This is a genomic window from Xenorhabdus sp. PB61.4, assembly GCF_963894935.1.
GTDB lineage: Bacteria > Pseudomonadota > Gammaproteobacteria > Enterobacterales > Enterobacteriaceae > Xenorhabdus > Xenorhabdus stockiae.
The window spans coordinates 63,513-83,682 of sequence record NZ_CAWQJR010000112.1; the positions used below are offsets into that span (position 1 = coordinate 63,513).

20 protein-coding genes are annotated in these 20,170 nt (G+C 43.5%); 14 read left to right on the forward strand and 6 right to left on the reverse strand.

All coding sequences use genetic code 11. From position 1 onward, the window contains the following. Nucleotides 1-100 precede the first annotated feature (100 nt). The 9 genes from AACX68_RS06620 (at nucleotide 101) to AACX68_RS06660 (ending at nucleotide 9,929) form a co-directional block, all read left to right on the forward strand. Nucleotides 101-688 carry a lipoprotein gene (locus AACX68_RS06620; protein ID WP_228857825.1) on the forward strand — a complete coding sequence of 196 codons (588 nt, stop codon included), beginning with the start codon at nucleotides 101-103 and terminating at the stop codon, nucleotides 686-688. Between the two features lie 80 nt (nucleotides 689-768). Next, nucleotides 769-2,295 carry a muropeptide MFS transporter AmpG gene (gene ampG, locus AACX68_RS06625; RefSeq protein ID WP_228857826.1) on the forward strand — a complete coding sequence of 509 codons (1,527 nt, stop codon included), beginning with the start codon at nucleotides 769-771 and terminating at the stop codon, nucleotides 2,293-2,295. Nucleotides 2,296-2,531: 236 nt separating this feature from the next. Beyond that, nucleotides 2,532-3,293 carry a nucleoside-specific channel-forming Tsx family protein gene (locus tag AACX68_RS06630; RefSeq protein ID WP_099111556.1) on the forward strand — a complete coding sequence of 254 codons (762 nt, stop codon included), beginning with the start codon at nucleotides 2,532-2,534 and terminating at the stop codon, nucleotides 3,291-3,293. A 350-nt stretch (nucleotides 3,294-3,643) separates the two neighbouring features. Next, nucleotides 3,644-4,621: a cytochrome o ubiquinol oxidase subunit II gene (gene cyoA / locus AACX68_RS06635; protein ID WP_099111555.1), complete on the forward strand. Its 978-nt coding sequence runs from the start codon at nucleotides 3,644-3,646 to the stop codon at nucleotides 4,619-4,621. A 4-nt stretch (nucleotides 4,622-4,625) separates the two neighbouring features. Continuing rightward, nucleotides 4,626-6,608: a cytochrome o ubiquinol oxidase subunit I gene (gene cyoB, locus AACX68_RS06640; protein ID WP_228857827.1), complete on the forward strand. Its 1,983-nt coding sequence runs from the start codon at nucleotides 4,626-4,628 to the stop codon at nucleotides 6,606-6,608. After that, nucleotides 6,608-7,219 (forward strand): cytochrome o ubiquinol oxidase subunit III, encoded by a 612-nt coding sequence (locus AACX68_RS06645; protein WP_228857828.1) that lies wholly within the window; start codon nucleotides 6,608-6,610, stop codon nucleotides 7,217-7,219. Before cyoB ends, AACX68_RS06645 begins: the two co-directional genes overlap by 1 nt. Further along, nucleotides 7,219-7,551, forward strand: coding sequence for a cytochrome o ubiquinol oxidase subunit IV (locus tag AACX68_RS06650; RefSeq protein WP_086955395.1), 333 nt, complete (start codon nucleotides 7,219-7,221; stop codon nucleotides 7,549-7,551). Before AACX68_RS06645 ends, AACX68_RS06650 begins: the two co-directional genes overlap by 1 nt. Before the next feature lie 12 nt (nucleotides 7,552-7,563). Beyond that, on the forward strand, nucleotides 7,564-8,448 hold the full coding sequence (gene cyoE, locus AACX68_RS06655) for a heme o synthase (protein WP_228857829.1): 885 nt from the start codon (nucleotides 7,564-7,566) through the stop codon (nucleotides 8,446-8,448). 113 nt (nucleotides 8,449-8,561) lie between these two features. Then, entirely contained in the window at nucleotides 8,562-9,929 is a 1,368-nt protein-coding gene (locus AACX68_RS06660; RefSeq protein WP_228857830.1) for an MFS transporter, read from the forward strand. A gap of 118 nt (nucleotides 9,930-10,047) precedes the next feature. Here the strand turns inward: AACX68_RS06660 and AACX68_RS06665 are convergent, their stop codons facing one another. Then, complete coding sequence (locus AACX68_RS06665) at nucleotides 10,048-10,539, reverse strand: YajQ family cyclic di-GMP-binding protein (RefSeq protein ID WP_099111550.1); 492 nt, start codon at nucleotides 10,537-10,539, stop codon at nucleotides 10,048-10,050. Between the two features lie 182 nt (nucleotides 10,540-10,721). On the opposite strand from AACX68_RS06665, the gene panE reads away from it, so the two are divergent. Both panE and yajL read left to right on the forward strand, forming a co-directional pair. Then, the gene (gene panE / locus AACX68_RS06670; protein ID WP_228857831.1) at nucleotides 10,722-11,633 is read left to right on the forward strand and encodes a 2-dehydropantoate 2-reductase; all 912 of its coding nucleotides are present in this window, start codon (nucleotides 10,722-10,724) and stop codon (nucleotides 11,631-11,633) included. Then, nucleotides 11,596-12,192: a protein deglycase YajL gene (gene yajL / locus AACX68_RS06675; RefSeq protein WP_228857832.1), complete on the forward strand. Its 597-nt coding sequence runs from the start codon at nucleotides 11,596-11,598 to the stop codon at nucleotides 12,190-12,192. The genes panE and yajL overlap by 38 nt, the downstream gene beginning before the upstream one ends. A gap of 64 nt (nucleotides 12,193-12,256) precedes the next feature. On the opposite strand, the gene thiI is transcribed toward yajL, so the two are convergent. Next, nucleotides 12,257-13,705, reverse strand: coding sequence for a tRNA uracil 4-sulfurtransferase ThiI (thiI, locus tag AACX68_RS06680; protein WP_099111547.1), 1,449 nt, complete (start codon nucleotides 13,703-13,705; stop codon nucleotides 12,257-12,259). A gap of 248 nt (nucleotides 13,706-13,953) precedes the next feature. Here thiI and xseB point away from each other — a divergent pair, with 248 nt between their 5' ends. The 3 genes from xseB (at nucleotide 13,954) to dxs (ending at nucleotide 17,302) form a co-directional block, all read left to right on the forward strand. Then, complete coding sequence (gene xseB, locus AACX68_RS06685) at nucleotides 13,954-14,211, forward strand: exodeoxyribonuclease VII small subunit (RefSeq protein WP_086955388.1); 258 nt, start codon at nucleotides 13,954-13,956, stop codon at nucleotides 14,209-14,211. Nucleotides 14,212-14,215: 4 nt separating this feature from the next. Continuing rightward, nucleotides 14,216-15,133, forward strand: coding sequence for a (2E,6E)-farnesyl diphosphate synthase (ispA, locus tag AACX68_RS06690; protein WP_228857833.1), 918 nt, complete (start codon nucleotides 14,216-14,218; stop codon nucleotides 15,131-15,133). A 303-nt stretch (nucleotides 15,134-15,436) separates the two neighbouring features. Then, complete coding sequence (gene dxs, locus AACX68_RS06695; protein ID WP_228857834.1) at nucleotides 15,437-17,302, forward strand: 1-deoxy-D-xylulose-5-phosphate synthase; 1,866 nt, start codon at nucleotides 15,437-15,439, stop codon at nucleotides 17,300-17,302. Between the two features lie 197 nt (nucleotides 17,303-17,499). Here the strand turns inward: dxs and hemB are convergent, their stop codons facing one another. The 4 genes from hemB to tatA all read right to left on the reverse strand — a co-directional run bounded on the left by hemB (nucleotide 17,500) and on the right by tatA (nucleotide 20,102). Continuing rightward, entirely contained in the window at nucleotides 17,500-18,516 is a 1,017-nt protein-coding gene (gene hemB / locus AACX68_RS06700; protein WP_228857835.1) for a porphobilinogen synthase, read from the reverse strand. A 149-nt stretch (nucleotides 18,517-18,665) separates the two neighbouring features. Then, entirely contained in the window at nucleotides 18,666-19,445 is a 780-nt protein-coding gene (gene tatC / locus AACX68_RS06705; protein WP_228857836.1) for a Sec-independent protein translocase subunit TatC, read from the reverse strand. Nucleotides 19,446-19,448: 3 nt separating this feature from the next. Then, nucleotides 19,449-19,832, reverse strand: a complete 384-nt coding sequence (gene tatB, locus AACX68_RS06710) for a Sec-independent protein translocase protein TatB (RefSeq protein ID WP_099111108.1) — start codon at nucleotides 19,830-19,832, stop codon at nucleotides 19,449-19,451. A 9-nt stretch (nucleotides 19,833-19,841) separates the two neighbouring features. Next, nucleotides 19,842-20,102 (reverse strand): twin-arginine translocase TatA/TatE family subunit, encoded by a 261-nt coding sequence (gene tatA / locus AACX68_RS06715; RefSeq protein ID WP_099111107.1) that lies wholly within the window; start codon nucleotides 20,100-20,102, stop codon nucleotides 19,842-19,844. Nucleotides 20,103-20,170: the final 68 nt, after the last annotated feature.

The following is a 20,170-nucleotide window of genomic DNA, read 5'->3' on the forward strand; positions in this document are numbered from 1 at the left end:
TTAGGGATATGCCACTACCTATCGCAGTGTTATGATTGCAACGGTTTGTACTATCTGTATTACTATACCGGGTATCCGTATCCAGAATGAGACCATTTACATGCTAAAGAAAATACTTATTCCATTTACCGCACTTCTCTTTTTAGCCAATCTGACTGGCTGTGCAACTCCCAGCAATACACTCGCTATTCAGCCTAAAATCGCCCTGCCATCAGCAGACCCGACGATGAAAGCTATCACAATCAGTATTAGTGGGGTCGACCAGCGGCAATCTCAAGCCCTGGCTCAAGTAAACCGGGATGCAAAATTAGTCACGCTGCTACCTTCACGAGATTTACGCTTTTTACTGCAAGAAGCACTGGAAAAGCAAATGGTCGCTCGTGGTTATATGATTGGCTCTCCGGCTAATGCCAACTTGCAAGTTGTTGTCAATCAGCTTTATGCCAATGTTAAAGAAGGCAGTTTACGTCACGATATTTCAGCAAAAGCAGAAATTTCAGTGATTGTTTATGCTCAGGATGGCAATAAACAAATCAAGAACTACCGCACCAGCTATAATGTTCAGGCTCCATTAAGTGCAACTAACGCGAAAATTGCTGATGCAGTTAATACTGTATTATCTGATGTTATCGCAGATATGGCCCAAGATTCGTCAATCAGCACCTTCATCAAACAAAACGTTCGCTAACAGAATATGAATATGCTTTCTGCCTGATTCTATTGAAGTCACTTTCAGTAGACTATAGGCAGAAAGTATTGGAGGGGCTTATGGCAAATCATGCTCTTAACTTATCAGCAATACGTAATTACCGCATTCTTCTTTTACTGGGTTTTGCATCCGGCCTTCCTCTTGCTCTTACAGCAGGCACATTACAGGCATGGATGACAGTGGAAGATGTTGATATCAAAACTATCGGCTTTTTCACTTTAGTTGGTCAGGCATATGTCTTTAAATTTCTCTGGGCCCCTGCCATGGATCGCTATTCCCCTTCATTTCTGGGACGGCGACGTGGCTGGATGCTTGTTACCCAGCTTTTGCTCATTATCAGTATAGCAGGGATGGGATTTCTGAATCCCTCACAACATTTATGGTGGTTAGCCGCATTAGCTGTTGCTGTCGCCTTCTTTTCTGCTTCTCAGGATATTATTTTCGACGCCTATAAAACCGACCTTCTTCAGCAGGAAGAACGCGGTGCCGGAGCTGCGATTTCTGTATTGGGCTACCGGTTGGCAATGCTGGTTTCCGGCGGTTTAGCCCTATGGGTAACAACTTATATTGGCTGGAATAGTATGTACTGGCTTATGGCCGGTCTGATGCTGATTGGTGTTTATGCTACTCTTACGGCTAAAGAACCCCAAATAGATACAGCGCCACCAAAAACGTTACACCAGGCCGTCGTAGAACCTTTATTTGATTTTTTTAGTCGAAATAATGCCTGGCTTATCCTTCTGCTAATTGTTATGTATAAATTAGCTGATGCTTTCGCCCTCTCCCTCAGTACTCCTTTTCTTATCCGAGGAGTTGGTTTTAATCCGGCCGAAGTTGGTATGATCAATAAAACCCTTGGGCTGGCCGCTACCATTGTAGGAGCGCTATATGGTGGTTATTTAATGCAGAAGTGGAGTCTGTTCCGGGCATTGATGATCTTCGGGATCCTGCAAACCATTTCAAATTTCGGTTATTGGATACTTGCCGTCACTCCTAAAGATATTTATGTCATGGGGGGGGCTATATTTCTGGAGAATATCTGTGGTGGTATGGGCACAGCAGCATTTGTTGCCTTACTCATGACACTTTGCAATAAGTCTTTTTCAGCGACACAATTTGCCCTTCTTTCCGCATTATCGGCGGTAGGGCGAGTGTATGTCGGCCCGGTTGCAGGCTGGTTTGCTGAGGCTCATGGCTGGCCGATGTTTTATCTGTTTTCCATTGTGATTGGGTTTCCGGGCCTGGCTCTCCTGCTGGTTTGTCGTAGTACACTGGCTTATACTCAAAAAACAGATAGTTTTATTCCTCGGACATTATTCAGTAACTATTATCGACTAGCCTTCCTGACGATGACTCTGGCTGCACTTATTTTTGCTGCCTGGCTAATTATAAATAGCCTGTTGTTTGTAATAACGCATATTGTCACTTTAGTGCTTTATATCTCTCCAAAATATATCGATATCTTTAATAACATAAGTGACTTTATATACCCTATGTTGTCCTGGAGCGTTGTCATTGGTGTCATAGGATTACTACTGGGTGGTATTCTGGACTACATCGCATTGAAAAAAAGTAAATTTGCTTAAAATTCCTGCCACTACAACAAAAGGCTGACAAAGTTCAGTCTTTTGTTGCTCTTATTTAGTGATTATTATCACAATAATAGTAAAAAAATAAAATTATGTGACTCAAGAAACATCTTTTCTAGAGGGGAAACATTTATATTTGTACTAATAAATATTATTATTCTCACGTTCACATTTATTTTGTTTCGAACTATCCAAAATATCTTTATTTATCTAAAGCCATATAAAGGGAATTTATGAAAAGACATATTTTGACACTCACAGCAGTTGCTGCCGCCTTGGTTTCTGCTTCAGCCAGCGCGGAATACCAGTGGGGGTTTGCCAATGTCAGCATGAACTACCTTGACTGGAGCAAACACACAACACACAAAACCGGGCAGTCTTCGCACAAAGATGACTTTGCTTATATGGAACTGGAAGGTGGAGCAGGCTTCAGCTGGGGGGAGCTATATGGTTTCTTTGATTTAGAGAATCCATTTAACAGCAAAACTGCACAACCCGGTGATAACCTACGATACGCCTTCAAAACAACAGGTCGTTATTATCTGGGAGAGACAGGTTTCAATCTTTACGGACATGTTTACGGAAGCTACTCACTTCCCGGCAATGGCGGTAACTTCCATGAAGTCAATACACTCTATGGATTAGGTTATAATACAACCTTCGCAGGTCTGTGGTTCAAACCGTTCGTCGCTTTAAATTATACCGACAACAAGTTCTACTCAGGAAACAACGGTTATGTTGTAGGCTGGGTTGCCGGATACGATTTCAACCTGTGGGAACAAAAATTCAGCGTCACAAATTGGAATGAAATTGAATTAAACCGCAATAAGCGTTACGGCAACGGTGGCCCTGATGGAGTCAACGGCGCGGTAGGGTTATGGTGGAATCCGCACCCTTCTTTTACTGCCGGAATTCAATACCGTTATGCTGACAATAAATTAGGGGAAGATTTCCTTCAGGATGGTATTGTTTACAGTGTAAAATATAACTTCTGATAATTAGTTTAACTGGTGAACAGTTCAAAACTGTTCACCAAGATTAAAAATCATGATTTATTTACTGAAACATCGTCTGTTTAAAAACGTTACCTGTAATTTTCATTAAGGAAACTTTATTTAAAAATAGATGGTTATATAAAAAATATTGCCTATTTTGATTTATTGGATACAATAACCACCCGAAGTTAACTTTTTGTTAAATCTCATATTGCATGTGATCCCTCTAGCATAAAAAGCCTACAAGCCATCCTGCTTCTATTACAATTGTTTACACTCCGGTAACCTTACCGTAGAATGCCCGCACTGATGAAACGACAATAAAGCTTTTGTTATCTGGGGTCGCTCTAATGAGACTTATGAAATACAAAAAAACTATTGGGTTATCGTCACTACTCGCAGCCACTTTAATGCTAAGTGGTTGTGATATGGTATTGATGAATCCCAAAGGGGCGATCGGCGTTGAGCAAAAAACGCTGATACTGACAGCGTTTGGCCTGATGCTGATCGTTGTTATCCCGGCTATCGTAATGGCAATCGTCTTTGCTTTACGTTACCGGGAAGCCAACAAATCTGCAACCTATCGTCCAAACTGGGCACACTCAAATAAAATTGAGCTTGTTGTCTGGACCGTGCCTATCCTGATTATCATCGTATTGGCCACGATTACATGGAAAACGACTCATGAGCTCGATCCATATAAGCCACTGGACAGTGATGTGAAGCCGGTAACGATTGAAGTTATTTCCCTCGACTGGAAATGGCTGTTTATCTATCCGGAGCAGGGTATTGCAACCGTAAATGAAATTGTATTCCCTAAAGATGTGCCAATTAACTTCAAAATCACCTCTGACTCTGTGATGAACTCTTTCTTCATTCCACAGTTAGGTGGTCAGATTTATGCAATGGCAGGTATGCAGACAAAACTGCACTTGATTGCTAACTCAGCAGGCAAATACGATGGCTTCTCAGCCAGTTACAGTGGACATGGCTTCTCTGGCATGAAATTCACCGCAACTGCAACTGAAGATCGTGCTGGTTTTGAAGAGTGGGTACAAAAAGTTAAAGCGTCACCTAAAACTCTGGACACAGTGCAGGCATTCAATGCATTGGCAAAACCTAGCCAGAACAACCCAGTTGAATACTTCTCAAGCGTGAAACCAAAACTGTTCCAGGAAACTATCGCCAAGTTTATGGGTGATATGGGCCATGGCGGTATGTTTGGTATGTCTCACGGCAAAACAGGCCATGACAAAGCAGAACATGGTGAAGCTGCGGGTCATAATATGAATATGAGTCAACCGGCTCATGCAGGTGTTGAGGAATAAAGACATGTGGGGAAAATTAACACTTGATGCGATCCCATTACATGAACCCATTATCGTGGTTACTTTATTGGGGATCCTTCTCGGGGGACTGGCAGTAGTTGGTTCCATAACTTATTTCGGCAAATGGAAATGGCTCTGGAGCGAATGGTTGACAAGTGTCGACCATAAAAAAATCGGTGTCATGTATATCGTTGTTGCTATGGTAATGATGCTGCGTGGTTTTGCTGACGCCATCATGATGCGTGGACAGCAAGCCCTAGCTTCCGCTGGTGAAGCAGGTTTCCTGCCCCCGCACCATTATGATCAGATCTTTACTGCGCACGGCGTAATCATGATTTTCTTCATGGCGATGCCTTTCGTTGTTGGTCTGATGAATATCGTGGTTCCTCTACAAATCGGGGCACGTGACGTCGCATTCCCATTCCTGAACTCCCTGAGCTTCTGGTTGTTTGTTGTGGGTGTCGTTCTGATCAACCTCTCTCTGGGGGTTGGTGAATTCGCACAAACTGGCTGGCTGGCCTACCCACCTCTGTCCGGTCTGGAATACAACCCGGGAGTTGGTGTTGATTACTGGATATGGAGTCTTCAGCTCTCCGGTGTAGGTACGTTGCTGACAGGTGTTAACTTCTTCGTGACTATCCTGCGTATGCGTGCGCCAGGTATGTCCATGATGAAACTGCCTGTTTTCACTTGGGCTTCACTGTGTACCAACGTACTGATTATTGCAGCATTCCCTATTCTGACAGTGACAATCGCACTGTTAACCCTGGATCGTTATCTGGGCACCCATTTCTTTACCAACGATATGGGCGGCAACATGATGATGTACATCAACCTGATCTGGGCATGGGGTCATCCTGAAGTTTATATTCTGGTTCTGCCTGTCTTTGGTATCTTCTCTGAAGTTACGGCAACCTTCTCGAAAAAACGCCTGTTTGGTTATACCTCTCTGGTATGGGCGACAATTGTTATTACCATTCTGTCGTTCATCGTATGGTTGCACCACTTCTTTACCATGGGTTCCGGCGCGAACGTTAACGCCTTCTTCGGTATTGCCACGATGATTATCTCCATCCCGACCGGGGTTAAGATCTTCAACTGGCTGTTCACTATGTACCGTGGTCGCATCGAATTCAAAACCCCGATGTTGTGGACTGTTGGCTTCCTGGTCACCTTCTCCATTGGTGGTATGACAGGTGTTCTGTTAGCTGTTCCGGGTGCAAACTTCGTACTGCATAACAGTCTGTTCCTGATTGCTCACTTCCATAACGTTATCATCGGTGGTGTTGTATTCGGCTGTTTCGCTGGTACTACTTACTGGTTCCCGAAAGCGTTCGGTTTCACCCTGAATGAAAAATGGGGCGTGCGTGCATTCTGGTTCTGGATCACCGGCTTCTTCGTTGCCTTTATGCCTCTGTATGCTCTGGGCTTCATGGGTATGACCCGTCGTCTGAGCCAGGATATCAACCCAGAATTCCATCCTTTGCTGGTTGTTGCGGCAGGTGGTGTTGTCCTGATTGCTCTTGGTATTCTGTGTCAGGTTATCCAGTTCTACGTCAGTATCCGTGACCGTGAACAGAACCGTGACCTGACTGGTGACCCATGGGGTGCCCGTACTCTGGAATGGTCAACTTCATCTCCACCTCCGTTCTATAACTTTGCGGAAGTTCCACACATCCAGACTCGTGATGCGTGGTGGGATATGAAAGAAAAAGGTACTGAATATAAACGTCCTGCTAAATATGAAGAAATTCATATGCCTAAAAACACAGGTGCTGGCGTGGTTATCAGTGCATTCTGTCTGGTGCTGGGCTTTGCGTTTATCTGGCATATCTGGTGGATGGCTATTGCAAGTTTCGCAGGTATTGTCATCAGCTGCATCGTGAAAAGCTTTGACGAAGACGTTGATTACTACGTTCCTGTAGCTGAAGTAGAAAAAATTGAAGATCAGCGTTACGAAGAACTGAGAAAGGCAGGTGCGAAATAATGTCGACTCAAACCCTTAATAACACAGCCGCCCATGACGCTCATGGGCACCACGATACAGGAGCCAACAAAGTATTTGGTTTCTGGATCTACCTGATGAGTGACTTGGTTCTGTTTGCAAGCCTGTTTGCAACTTATGTTGTACTTGCTAACGGTATTGCGGATGGCCCATCAGGTAAAACTATTTTCAATCTGAAGTTCGTGCTGGTAGAAACCTTCCTGCTGTTGTTCAGTAGTATCACTTACGGTTTCGCCATGCTGAGCATGAACAAAGGTAAAGCTGGTCAGGTAAATCTGTGGCTGTTCGTTACCTTTCTGTTCGGCCTTGGCTTTGTATCGATGGAAATTTATGAATTCCACGAACTAATCATTGAAAACTACGGTCCTGACCGCAGTGCATTCCTGTCATCCTTCTTCGCACTGGTTGCGACTCACGGTCTGCACGTTACCTTTGGTCTGATCTGGATCATTGTCCTGATGGTTCAGGTTGCACGCCGTGGTCTGACTGACGTGAACCAGACGCGTCTGAACTGCCTGAGCCTGTTCTGGCATTTCCTTGACGTTGTATGGATCTGTGTATTTACTGTCGTTTATCTGATGGGAGCTATGTGATGAGTCATCCAAATACTTCTCATACCGGCGCCAGCCACGGTAGCTTCAAAACTTATATGATTGGCTTTATCCTGTCAGTCATATTGACCGTGATCCCATTCTGGATGGTAATGGATGGTACTGCTTCACACAGTACAATCCTCGTCACCGTGGTTGTCATGGCTGTTATTCAGATTTTTGTACATTTCATCTGCTTCCTGCATATGAATACATCATCTGAAGAACGCTGGAACCTTGTTGCTTTAATATTCACATTGTTGGTTATTGCCATCGTTGTCGTTGGCTCACTGTGGATTATGTACAACCTGAATATCAATATGATGGTTGATTAAGAGTTGATTTGAATGATTAAGCAATACCTACAAGTGACCAAACCAGGAATTATTTTCGGAAATCTAATTTCTGTGATTGGTGGTTTTCTACTCGCTTCCAAGGGCGTAATAGATTACCCCTTGTTCTTTGCAACAATGGTCGGAGTATCGTTGGTAGTAGCGTCAGGTTGTGTATTTAACAACTATATTGACCGCGATATTGACAGGATCATGGAAAGAACAAAAGAAAGGGTCCTTGTGAAAGGGCTTATCAATCCGAAAATCAGCCTGATTTACGCCTCAGTGTTAGGTATTGCTGGCATGGTGCTGCTCTATGTAGCAGCCAATGCCTTAGCAATGCTGTTAGCTCTCATCGGGTTTGTCATTTATGTAGGGGTTTATAGCCTCTACATGAAAAGGAAGTCTATTTATGGCACGCTGGTAGGTAGCTTGTCAGGTGCAGCACCTCCTGTTATTGGTTATTGTGCCGTAACAGGGCAGTTTGACATGGGAGCATTGATTCTATTGCTGATTTTCAGCTTATGGCAAATGCCCCACTCTTACGCCATTGCTATTTTTCGGTTCAAAGATTATCAGGCCGCCAATATTCCAGTTTTGCCTGTTATTAAGGGTATCTCTGTGGCAAAAAACCACATTACCCTCTATATTCTGGCATTTATGGTTGCTACGCTGATGCTGACAATCAGTGGCTATGCAGGTTATAAATACCTCATCGTTGCTGCAGTAGTAAGTATCTGGTGGCTGGGGATGGCATTATCAGGTTATAAAACCACAAATGATCGAGCTTGGGCTCGTAAGTTATTTATATTTTCTATTGTCGCCATCATGTCTTTGAGTATCATGATGTCTGTGGATTCTGCGGCATCTCCAGAAATAGCGCTGACTTACATCCGGTAGTATTCAAATGGCAGGGAAAACCTGCCATTTTTCTTTCCTTTTCTCTTGCAAACATTGCTTTACTCCTGTCTGGCTAAAATGTCATATCGAATTTTTGAAGGTATGAGGTACCCATGAACGACAATAAAATGACTCCCCTTGAACTCAGAGCAACATGGGGTTTAGGTTCCGTTTTTTCTCTACGCATGTTAGGCATGTTCATGGTGTTACCAGTCCTGACAACTTATGGTTTAGAGTTACGGGGCGCCTCCGAAGCTTTAATCGGCATTGCAATTGGCATCTACGGTTTAACACAGGCTATATTTCAAATCCCATTCGGGCTACTTTCAGATAAAATCGGCAGAAAACCTTTAATCATCATTGGACTGCTTATTTTTGTCTTAGGCAGTATTATTGCCGCCTTTAGTGACTCCATCTGGGGTGTTATTGTCGGAAGAGCTTTACAAGGAACGGGGGCAATCTCTGCGGCGATTATGGCATTACTATCGGATCTGACCCGTGAGCAAAACCGCACAAAAGCTATGGCATTTATTGGGATCAGTTTTGGTATCACATTTGCCTTTGCCATTGTCGTCGGTCCTATTGTTACTCACCAGATTGGATTAAATGGTTTATTTGGTACGATAGCAATCCTTGCCAGTGGCGGTATCTTAATAACATTATTCGCAGTACCATCGACACATAAGCACTTATTAAATCGGGAGTCCGGTATTGTTCGTGGCAGCTTCCGGCGTGTACTTTCTGATCCCCAACTGCTAAAACTCAATTTTGGTATACTTAGTCTGCATACATTATTGATGTCGAGTTTTGTTGCCCTCCCCCTTATTATGGAAAAAGTCGGATTTCCTCCCCAGCAACACTGGAAAGTTTATTTAATTACTACGCTTATTTCCTTCGTTGCTGTTTTACCATTCATTATTTATGCAGAAAAAAAACGCCGAATGAAACAGGTTTTTCTGCTTTGCATCGGCATGTTGTTTATTGCTGAATTTGTATTGTGGTCTTTAGGCTCACATCTTTGGGGAATATTTGCCGGTATTCAGATTTTCTTCCTTGCGTTTAATATCATGGAGGCCATTTTACCTTCATTAATCAGTAAAGAAGCGCCTGCAGGGTATAAAGGTACAGCGATGGGGATTTATTCCACCAGCCAGTTTATCGGCGTGGCGTTGGGAGGAAGTCTTGGCGGTATGCTATACGAAATACAAGGTGCATCATTAGTCTTTATGGCTGGAATTATTCTTACTCTATTCTGGTTTATTCTCAGTCTTACCATGCGTCAGCCACCTTATGTCAGTAGCATCAGGCTAGTTTTACCTGCTCAATTAAGTGCTGCTAACGTTCTGGAAAAGGAAATACGATCTCAGGTGGGTGTGAAAGATGTCGTGATTGTGCCAGAGGAACTCAGCGCATATATAAAGGTAGATACTAAGCAGACTAACCGTGAACAATTAGAACAGATTGTACTTGCCCATTCATAATAAAGTTCAGGATAGCCGATATCTGTACAGAATTAAGGGAAGCAACAGTAATAAATAATTACGGGCTTCCCTTAAATACTTGGCTCAGGCCAAAAAGAATAATCCGCTTATATTACGGTTAATCTCTGAAGTTAGTAAACTGAAAAGGCTGGCCCAACTCTGCACCGCGAACTAATGTAATCACACTTTGCAGATCATCACGAGCTTTACCAGTAACTCGTACTTGTTCACCCTGAATTTGGGCCTGAACTTTCAGCTTACTGTCTTTAATCAGCTTAACGATTTTCTTCGCTAGCGGTGTATCAATACCCTGTAGCATGGTCGCTTCCACACTGTAGGTTTTACCACTATGAACCATGTTTTCAGGAACATTCAGCACCGAGCCATCAATTCCTCGTTTGGCAAATTTTTCACGCAGAATATCGATAAGTTGGTTAACCTGAAAGTCAGATTCGCTCGCGATCTTAACGGATTCGTTCTTCTCGTTTAATTCAAAACTCGCATTGACATTGCGGAAATCCCAGCGATTGGTTAATTCTCTCTGCGCATTTTCTACTGCATTGCGCACTTCCTGCATATCAACTTCTGAAACAATATCAAATGATGGCATTACCAGTCACCTCCAGCTAATCAATAATCCGGCATGATAACCGCTTTCCATTATTGGCAAAAGATCTATACTTCTCAGGCTAAGTGATCTTTCTGATTTCCGCGACCTTAGGTAATTTGAGATTTATGCAAGACCTGCATAATTTTAACGTTTCCGCTGAAAGTATCTCTCAAGGAAGAACAATGAAAATAACTGTTCTGGGCTGTGGTGCCATAGGAAAATTATGGCTTGCCGCCTTGTCTGAACAACAGCATCATGTTCAGGCATGGCTAAAAGTTCCACAACCTTCGTTAGCTGTTCGTATTAATACATTACAAAATAGAACATTTGAACAGCAAGTCCTTGCCAATAATGAAAAGCATCTTGCTGAAAGCGAGCTACTGCTTGTTTGTCTGAAAGCCTGGCAGGTTCCCGATGCTATTAATAATCTCTCCCCTAAACTTTCCCCTGATTGCCCGATACTGTTACTACATAACGGAATGGGAACACAGGAAGAACTTTTACCGCTGCCTAATCCTATTTTATCCGGAGTAACAACTCATGGAGCCTATCAGGAGAATGGTATTGTTTATCATAAATCACCGGGAATAACCCAAATTGGTTCTACAATACCTGATGCGAATAAATTCAGTGTATTAGCAAATATTCTGAACGATGCTCTGCCAGAGGTAATCTGGAGCAACGATATTTATGCTATCAGCTGGCTAAAACTTGCTGCAAACTGCATTATCAATCCACTCACCGTACTTTACGATTGCAAAAATGGCGGGTTACTAAATCATATTGCTAAAGTCCATGCTTTATGCGATGAGGTTCATCAAGTGATGCAACATGATGGTATTCAAATCTCCAGGCAGGCACTGATAGATTACATTATGGATATCATCACGCGGACATCAGAAAACTCTTCATCTATGCGGCAGGATATCCGTTCACAGCGGCGTACGGAAATAGACTACATTACTGGTTTTCTACTAACTCGGGCCCATGAACACGGACTGGTACTGACAGAAAACGCACAAATTTATCGTTATATTAAACGACAGGAGGAGGAATATGAACGCCTCAGCTCTCATTTGTCTCGCTCACGGTAGTGAAGAAACCGAAGCTGTCACAACTATTGATTTACTGGTCAGAGCCGGTATTAGCGTCACTGTCGCCAGTACAGCAACAGATGGTGCGCTGATATTAACCTGCTCACGTGGTGTTAAGATTGTCGCAGATGTCCCTCTGGTAGAAGTTGTTGACGAAGATTTTGATGCTATTATCCTGCCGGGCGGCATAAAAGGAGCGGAATGTTTTCGTGATAGCGGGCTAGTCGTGGAAAAAATTCGCACAGCACAAAGTCAGGGAAAAATCATCGCTGCAATTTGTGCATCACCGGCTATTGTCCTGGAACATCACCAACTTTTTCCAGTTGGTAATATGACGGGATATCCCAGCATGAAAGATAAAATAGCGCCAGAGAAATGGATAGATCGGCGGGTCTATTTTGATGAGAGAGTCAATCTACTCACCAGTCAGGGACCTGCGACTGCTTTTGACTTCGCTTTAAAACTGATTGAGCTTTTGAAAGGGAAAGATACTGCCGCAGAAGTTGCTGCTCAGCTAGTTTTGCCTCCGGGGATAAACAATTACCAAAATCTACAGTAATTGTTCTGTTAATAATAAGCTGCTGGTAACAATACATAATGCCAGCAGCTTACCTGTTTTCAGGCTAAGGGCGATAAACCTTCACATTCTGGAAACCCTGTTCACGCAGGTAAAGCGCCTGTAAACGGCTCATTACTCCACGCTCACAATACAACAGGTAGTTTTTCTCTTTTGGCAAATCGCCAAACTGGGTACTCAGCTTATAGAAAGGCAGTGAATGGATATCGATGCCTTCCATTTTCAGAGGACGGTCATCCTGTTCATCTGGTGAGCGAATATCCAGTAACACATCATCAGAAGAAAACTCAGTCACCATTTCTACTTCTACAACCTGCTCACCAGCCTGCTCAGCTATCTGACGGATATCAAGATTCTGGGCTTCACTTACCACATGGTCCAGAATATCGAAATTAAACTTATCTTCTTCTGCCTCAATTTTGGCTTTGACTGCTTTCACTGTCGGGCTTTTAGAGATAACGCCACAGAACTCGGGCATAGTGCGGGCAAAATCTTCTGTGCCTATCTCTCGAGCCAGCTTAATAATGTGCTCTTTATCATGAGAAATCAGAGGGCGAAGGATCAGGGTATCTGAAGCATTATCAATCAGTCTCAGGTTAGTCAGTGTCTGACTGGATACCTGCCCCAGCGCTTCTCCTGTCACAATTGCCTGAACACCATAGCGCTCTGCAATTTTGGAGGCGGCTCTGACCATCATTCTCTTAAGCACAACCCCCATTTGACCGTCATCTACTTTTTCCAGAATTTCTGCGACAACCGGTTCAAAATCGACCGCAACAAAACGTACTTTGTGAGAACTGCCAAATCGGTTCCACAGATAATGAGCGACCTGTTTCACCCCAATTTCATGGGCAGAGCCACCAAGATTAAAGAAGCAGTAGTGGACACGGCAGCCACGACGCATCAGCATATAGCTGGAAACACCGGAATCAAAGCCGCCTGAAATAAGAGAAAGAACGTCTTCCTGTGTTCCGATTGGAAATCCGCCAATCCCCGGATGACGAGCTTTAACCAGAACCAGTGTATCCTGATTAATTTCCAGATTAACTGTCACATCTGGATGGGTCAGCTTCACTTTGGCAGATTCAATATGCTGATTCAGGCCGCCACCAATATATCGTTCAGCTTCATTGGAAGTAAAACTGTGTTTACCCCGGCGTTTTACACGGACACAAAACGTTTTTCCATGCAATAAATGCCCATATGTTTCGTAGGTTTGTTCAAAGATATGATGCAAGTCACGAAACTCTCGCTCTTCTACTTGCAGGATATGGTGAATACCCGGAATACGTGTCAGTGCATCACAAATTTCTGCGCCGAGGTTATCATTTTTAGTTCGAACTTCTATATTATCCCAATGGCGAACAACAGCAGTTCCCTCTCCGAATGTTTTCAGTACATTACGGATATTGCTGGCAAGGATTTTAATAAAACGTAAGCGGACACTCTGGCTCTTGATCGTAATTTCTGGGAATAATTTAATGATAAACTTCATAGTAAGATATAGTAGTCATTCAGTATTGAACTATCACAAGCAGGATCAATGATGGTTCTTAAATAGTCAGTTGGATAGGGCGCAGAGTATAACACTATCTCACTATATCTCCTGTAAAAAAACAGTTTGTCTGTAAAAAAACAGTAGTAACGAATGATTTATTTCTTTCAGTGTAGTAGGGTACTCTGCAATTCTGTAACGGATTTACTTCACTGTAACTCGTTAAATAATCATACTATTAAATCATTATGTCTAAGGCAAACCGAACATCAGCAACCGAGCAGGCACCGACTTTTGAAACATCCCTGAAAGAGCTGGAAGAAATCGTCATTCGGCTGGAATCAGGGGAGCTTCCTTTAGAGGATGCATTAAATGAATTTGAACGCGGAATTCAACTTGCAAGACAAGGGCAAAAAACCCTCCAACAAGCGGAACAACGAGTACAAATTCTATTAAGTAATGATGCACAATCGCCGCTTGATGAATTTTCGCCTGATGCTGAGTAACTTTATGTCTGAACAATGTAAGGCTCCTTTTGAAGAGCAATTAAGCAATTGCCAGCAACATATCAATGAGAAGTTGATGGCAACATTTTCTTCGCTCCCCTTTTTAGGCAGCCCATTAGCAACTGCTATGCAGCACGGTGCTGTACTAGGTGGAAAACGGCTGCGTCCATTTCTGGTTTACGCAGTAGGTGAAATGCTTGGACTGCCCAAAGAGAGCCTTGATGCGCCAGCCCTCGCTATAGAGTGCATTCACGCTTATTCTCTGATCCACGATGATTTACCCGCAATGGACAACGATGATTTACGCCGAGGTCAGCCTACCTGCCATATAAAATTTGGTGAAAATCATGCCATTCTGGCCGGAGATGCTTTACAGTCGTTAGCATTTGAGATCCTGGCAAAACACGACATGCCAAATATCGCACTATCTGATCGCCTTGAGATGGTTGCTGAATTAGCAATATCCAGTGGTATTGCTGGTATGTGCGGCGGGCAATCACTGGATTTGCAAGCTGAAGGAAAGCAAATTGATCTGGCAGCTCTGGAAAAAATTCACCAACACAAGACAGGTGCGCTAATTCGTTGTGCTGTCAGGCTTGGCGCGTATGGCGCTGGTGCACGTGGCCGGGAAGTATTACCTTTACTCGATCAGTATGCCCAAGCTATCGGCCTCGCGTTTCAGGTTCATGATGATATTCTGGATGTCATTGGCAATACAGAAATTATCGGCAAACGTCAGGGAAACGATCAGCAGCTTGGTAAAAGCACCTATCCCGCATTACTGGGATTAGAGCAAGCTCAGAAAAAAGCCAGAGATCTACATGAAGATGCTATTGCCGCTCTCACAGAACTGGAAAAACAATTCTATAATACTGTGACTCTAAAACAGCTGGCGGGCTTCATCATTGAGAGAAACAGCTAAAAACTCAGGCCATGACAACCGCTGATTGATGAGTTATCAGTTAAATAAATTCAAAATAAAATAGAATATGGCCTTCTCGGGAGAACCCCCGCAATTACATGCTAATAATATCAGGGTTCTTAATCTTCAATTTATATATCCAAGGGATTTCAAGTGGCATCACAGCGGCAAGGGAATGAGACACGGAAGCATAGATAACCGTATGTTTATAAAAACGGTGACCGGGGCGAATGAGCTTAGCCAACAAAGAGGCAACTTGAAAGACGAAGGATATAACGTGCATAGCATTTTAACAGGCATAGCATGAGCATTGATATAGCGAAATATCCAACATTGGCATTGGCGGAAAACCCTGAAGAGCTTCGCCTGCTACCTAAAGACACGTTGCCAAAGTTATGCGATGAACTGCGCCAATTTTTGCTAAACAGTGTCAGTCGCTCCAGCGGCCACTTCGCTTCCGGCCTTGGAACTATCGAATTAACCGTCGCACTCCATTATGTTTATAAGACCCCCTTCGACAATTTAGTCTGGGATGTCGGTCATCAGGCTTATCCACATAAAATTCTGACCGGGCGCCGTGACCGTATCAACACTATCCGCCAGAAAAATGGCCTCCATCCTTTCCCGTGGCGGAATGAGAGTGAATATGACACGCTTTGTGTCGGACACTCATCAACCTCAATCAGCGCCGGTTTAGGTATGGCAATTGCGGCAAAACATGAAGATAAAGGCCGCAAAACAGTTTGTGTGATTGGTGATGGCGCCATTACCGCAGGTATGGCTTTTGAGGCCATGAACCATGCAGGAGATATCGATCCCGATATGCTCGTCATTCTTAATGACAATGAAATGTCGATATCTGAGAACGTTGGTGCACTGAACAACCATCTGGCACAGCTTCTTTCCGGTAAGTTGTATACGACTCTGCGCGAAAGCGGCAAAAAAGTCTTTTCCGGTTTGCCTCCTATCAAAGAATTGCTGAAAAAGACTGAAGAACACCTCAAGGGTATGGTTGTTCCCGGAACGCTGTTCGAAGAGCTTGGGTTTAACTATATCGGCCCTGTTGATGGTCATGACGTACTGGCACTCACTCAGACACTGAAAAACATGCGTGAACTGAAAGGGCCACAATTTCTGCATATCATGACCAAAAAAGGCCGTGGATATGCTCCTGCGGAAAAAGATCCTATCAGTTGGCACGCCGTTCCTAAATTTGATCCATCAACAGGTTCTCTGCCAAAAAGCTCAGATACCCGCCCGACATTCTCGAAAATTTTTGGTGAATGGTTATGCGAAGAAGCTGCCACTGACAAAAAACTTATGGCGATCACGCCCGCTATGAGAGAAGGCTCAGGCATGGTGCGTTTCTCCCGTGAATATCCAGAGCAATACTTTGATGTTGCCATTGCTGAACAACATGCTGTGACATTTGCAGCAGGTCTGGCCATTGGAGGATATAAGCCTGTTGTTGCGATTTACTCGACTTTCCTGCAACGTGCTTATGATCAGCTCATCCATGATGTGGCTATCCAGAACTTACCTGTCCTGTTTGCCATCGATCGTGGTGGAATTGTCGGTGCTGACGGGCAGACTCATCAGGGTGCCTTTGATCTTTCATTCCTGCGCTGTATTCCCAATATGGTTATTATGGCACCAAGTGATGAAAATGAGTGCCGACAGATGTTGCATACCGGCTATCAATATCAAGAGGGTCCAGTCGCTGTCCGTTATCCTCGCGGCGCGGGCATTGGCGCAGAACTTCAGCCACTGGAAATATTACCCATTGGCAAAGGCGTTATCCGCCGTCAGGGAGAAAAAATTGCCATTCTGAACTTTGGTACGTTACTGCCAAACGCATTACAGGCTGCTGAATCCCTGAATGCAACCGTTGTTGATATGCGCTTTGTCAAACCACTGGATAAAGAACTGGTTCTGGAGATGGCTTCCCGACATGATTTGCTGGTAACGCTGGAAGAAAATGCCATCATGGGTGGTGCAGGCAGTGGCGTTAATGAACTACTGATGCAAACAGGGAACTCAGTTTCAGTGTTAAACCTCGGGTTACCTGATTACTTTATACCTCAGGGCACACAGGCAGAACTTCATTCTGATTTAGGATTAGATTCCGCTGGCATTTTAAACGCTATCGAAAAACACCTTAAGCAATAAATTGTCATAACGGATGAATATTTTCTATTATTCATCCGTTTTACTTCTTAGCTATACACAATGAATTTCAAGATGCATCGCGGCGGCAAGAGAGTAAATCCTCAGGAGCATAGATAACTATGTGCCTGGGGTGAGCGAGCGTAGCCAACAAAGAGACAACTTGAAAGACGAATTGTATATTTTTATTTTAAAAAGCATCAATTCTTTTGCTCATGCAACCATTGTGCCGCACGTTTGGCAAAGTAAGTCAGGATCCCATCAGCCCCTGCCCGTTTAAAACAGAGTAACGACTCCATAATTGCAGGTTGTTCTTTCAGCCAACCGTTCTGAATAGCAGCCATATGCATCGCATATTCACCGGATACCTGATAAGCAAATGTCGGTACGCCGAAAGTATCTTTTACTCTGCGGATCACATCCAGATAAGGCATCCCGGGTTTTACCATCACGCTATCAGCCCCTTCCTGTAGATCCTGTGCAATTTCCTGCAATGCTTCATCACTGTTTGCCGGATCCATCTGATAGGTCATCTTGTTACCACCTTTCAGATTAGCGCTGGAGCCTATCGCATCACGGAATGGTCCGTAATAGCAGGAAGCATATTTGGCAGAATAAGCCATAATCTGCGTGTTTACATGCCCGTCATTCTCAAGTTGTTCGCGAATCGCCCCAATACGCCCATCCATCATATCGCTTGGTGCAACGATTTCAGCCCCTGCTTCTGCATGAGATAACGCCTGTTTGACCAAAATCTCTTTGGTAATATCGTTGATAACATAACCATCCTGATCAATGACCCCATCCTGCCCATGTGTTGTAAAAGGATCCAGCGCCACATCGGTCAGTAACCCCAATTCAGGAACTGCATCTTTCAGTGCACGGATAGAGCGTTGAATCAAACCATCCGGATTATAAGCCTCTTTCGCGTCCAGTGATTTCTTATCAGATTCAATGACCGGAAACAGAGACAAGACAGGGATACCCAATCTGGCAATCTCTTCGGCTTCTTTCAGCAGAAGATCGGTTGTCAGACGATATACTCCCGGCATGGAAGGCACTTCCTGACGCTGATTAGTACCTTCCATCACGAACACCGGATAGATTAAGTCATTAACAGTGAGTTGATTTTCAGCGACCAAACGGCGGGAAAAATCATGGCGGCGTACACGGCGCATACGACGACCAGGAAACGTACCTGGAAATGCATAGCTCATTACTGCTCTCCTAATATAAAACCCAGCAGGATTACACTGGGCTAATTTTGCCATTACGAACTGTTATTTTTAATACTAATGATGTTTTTAATACTACAGAACTTAACCCTTTAAGTTTGTAGCAATAATCACGACTGTCGTATGGCTGATTATTTTTTCGGGTTACCGTCTGTCTCACGTTCAGAGCCATTTTCAGTTTCATGTAATTTGCGTTTTCCCACATAAAACTGCGACAAAAATACCCCCAGCTCAAACAACAAATACATGGGAACAGCCAACAAAGTTTGCGAAAAAACGTCAGGTGGTGTGAGTAACATCCCGACCACAAATGCTCCGACCAAAATATAAGGACGTTTTCTTTTTAATGACTCAGGAGTCACTACCCCACTCCAGCACAGCAAGATAATCGCTATCGGCACTTCAAATGAAACACCAAATGCCATGAAAAGCGCCATAACAAAGCTCAGATAATTACTGATATCAGTCGCAATCATGACTCCAGTGGGAACAGTTTTGGTAAAAAAACCAAACACGAGGGGAAATACCACAAAGTAGGCAAAAACCATCCCCAGGTAGAATAAGACACTACTGGAAAACAGTAATGGCACAATCAAACGCCGTTCATGCTTATACAGTGCCGGCGCAATAAATGCCCATACCTGATATAAGATCATCGGAGCCGAAACAAAGACGGATACCATAATGGTCAATTTGATTGGTGTAAAAAAAGGCGATGCGACATCTGTCGCAATCATATTTGCTCCCACAGGGAGTTGATCCATTAAGGGCGCAGCAATGAGCCGATAAATATCGTTAGAAAAATAAACCAGCGCCAGAAAAACAACCAGCACAGTAATCAGGCTATTCAGAATCCGCTTACGGAGTTCAATCAGGTGACTGATAAGAGGTTGAGTATCGTCCATCGACATGTTTTAGCGTTCACTATTGGATTTTTTATCAGATACAGGAGGATGAAAGTGTGTTTCATCTTCTTCCAGCTCTTTAGCTTCTTCAGGAGTCAACTGATAAGACTCTTTCAGCGATTCAGCAGCTTCCCTCAATTTATCCATTGATGCCTGTAATTCTGGAGAGAGGGATTGTAAATCTGCCTTTTCTTCCATTTTTTTCAGGCTGTCCTGAAGCTCCTGTAATTTTAATTCTTTTGCAAGTTCATTCTGGACATTTGTCGCCAGTGAACGTAATACCCGAATCCAGCCAGCTACTGTTCTGACAGCAACAGGTAAACGCTCAGGCCCCAAAACAATCAGACCAAGCACCAGCACTAATAGCAGTTCACTAAAACCAATGTCAAACACGGTTTATACCTACTCTTTTTCTTTGTTTTTACTCTCTGATTTTTCAGATTGATCAACCGTAGGCTTATCAGTGAGATTTTTAGTTTCAAAATCAGCATCATGGCTATTTTTTTCTGCCTGATCTGATTTTTCATCATCACTCATCGCTTTTTTGAAGCCTTTTATCGATTCACCCAAATCTGAACCCAAAGTACGTAATTTATTAGTGCCGAACACCAAGACAACAATGGCAGCAATAATAAGCAATTGCCAAATACCTATACCACCCATACGGATCTACCTCATGTTCGTGGGAAACATTAATTCTTTTATTATAATCTACGAACCTTATGTTCGAA

What these genes read in the sequence shown, in the direction of transcription:
- cyoB (WP_228857827.1), top strand. Translation starts at nt 4,626, where the DNA reads ATGTGGGGAAAATTAACACTTGATGCGATCCCATTACATGAACCCATT.
- panE (WP_228857831.1), top strand. Translation starts at nt 10,722, where the DNA reads ATGAAAATAACTGTTCTGGGCTGTGGTGCCATAGGAAAATTATGGCTT.
- ampG (WP_228857826.1), top strand. Translation starts at nt 769, where the DNA reads ATGGCAAATCATGCTCTTAACTTATCAGCAATACGTAATTACCGCATT.
- ispA (WP_228857833.1), top strand. Translation starts at nt 14,216, where the DNA reads ATGTCTGAACAATGTAAGGCTCCTTTTGAAGAGCAATTAAGCAATTGC.
- dxs (WP_228857834.1), top strand. Translation starts at nt 15,437, where the DNA reads ATGAGCATTGATATAGCGAAATATCCAACATTGGCATTGGCGGAAAAC.
- AACX68_RS06645 (WP_228857828.1), top strand. Translation starts at nt 6,608, where the DNA reads ATGTCGACTCAAACCCTTAATAACACAGCCGCCCATGACGCTCATGGG.
- AACX68_RS06660 (WP_228857830.1), top strand. Translation starts at nt 8,562, where the DNA reads ATGAACGACAATAAAATGACTCCCCTTGAACTCAGAGCAACATGGGGT.
- tatC (WP_228857836.1), bottom strand. Translation starts at nt 19,445, where the DNA reads ATGTCGATGGACGATACTCAACCTCTTATCAGTCACCTGATTGAACTC.
- AACX68_RS06665 (WP_099111550.1), bottom strand. Translation starts at nt 10,539, where the DNA reads ATGCCATCATTTGATATTGTTTCAGAAGTTGATATGCAGGAAGTGCGC.
- yajL (WP_228857832.1), top strand. Translation starts at nt 11,596, where the DNA reads ATGAACGCCTCAGCTCTCATTTGTCTCGCTCACGGTAGTGAAGAAACC.
- hemB (WP_228857835.1), bottom strand. Translation starts at nt 18,516, where the DNA reads ATGAGCTATGCATTTCCAGGTACGTTTCCTGGTCGTCGTATGCGCCGT.
- AACX68_RS06630 (WP_099111556.1), top strand. Translation starts at nt 2,532, where the DNA reads ATGAAAAGACATATTTTGACACTCACAGCAGTTGCTGCCGCCTTGGTT.
- thiI (WP_099111547.1), bottom strand. Translation starts at nt 13,705, where the DNA reads ATGAAGTTTATCATTAAATTATTCCCAGAAATTACGATCAAGAGCCAG.
- xseB (WP_086955388.1), top strand. Translation starts at nt 13,954, where the DNA reads ATGTCTAAGGCAAACCGAACATCAGCAACCGAGCAGGCACCGACTTTT.
- AACX68_RS06650 (WP_086955395.1), top strand. Translation starts at nt 7,219, where the DNA reads ATGAGTCATCCAAATACTTCTCATACCGGCGCCAGCCACGGTAGCTTC.
- cyoA (WP_099111555.1), top strand. Translation starts at nt 3,644, where the DNA reads ATGAGACTTATGAAATACAAAAAAACTATTGGGTTATCGTCACTACTC.
- AACX68_RS06620 (WP_228857825.1), top strand. Translation starts at nt 101, where the DNA reads ATGCTAAAGAAAATACTTATTCCATTTACCGCACTTCTCTTTTTAGCC.
- tatA (WP_099111107.1), bottom strand. Translation starts at nt 20,102, where the DNA reads ATGGGTGGTATAGGTATTTGGCAATTGCTTATTATTGCTGCCATTGTT.
- cyoE (WP_228857829.1), top strand. Translation starts at nt 7,564, where the DNA reads ATGATTAAGCAATACCTACAAGTGACCAAACCAGGAATTATTTTCGGA.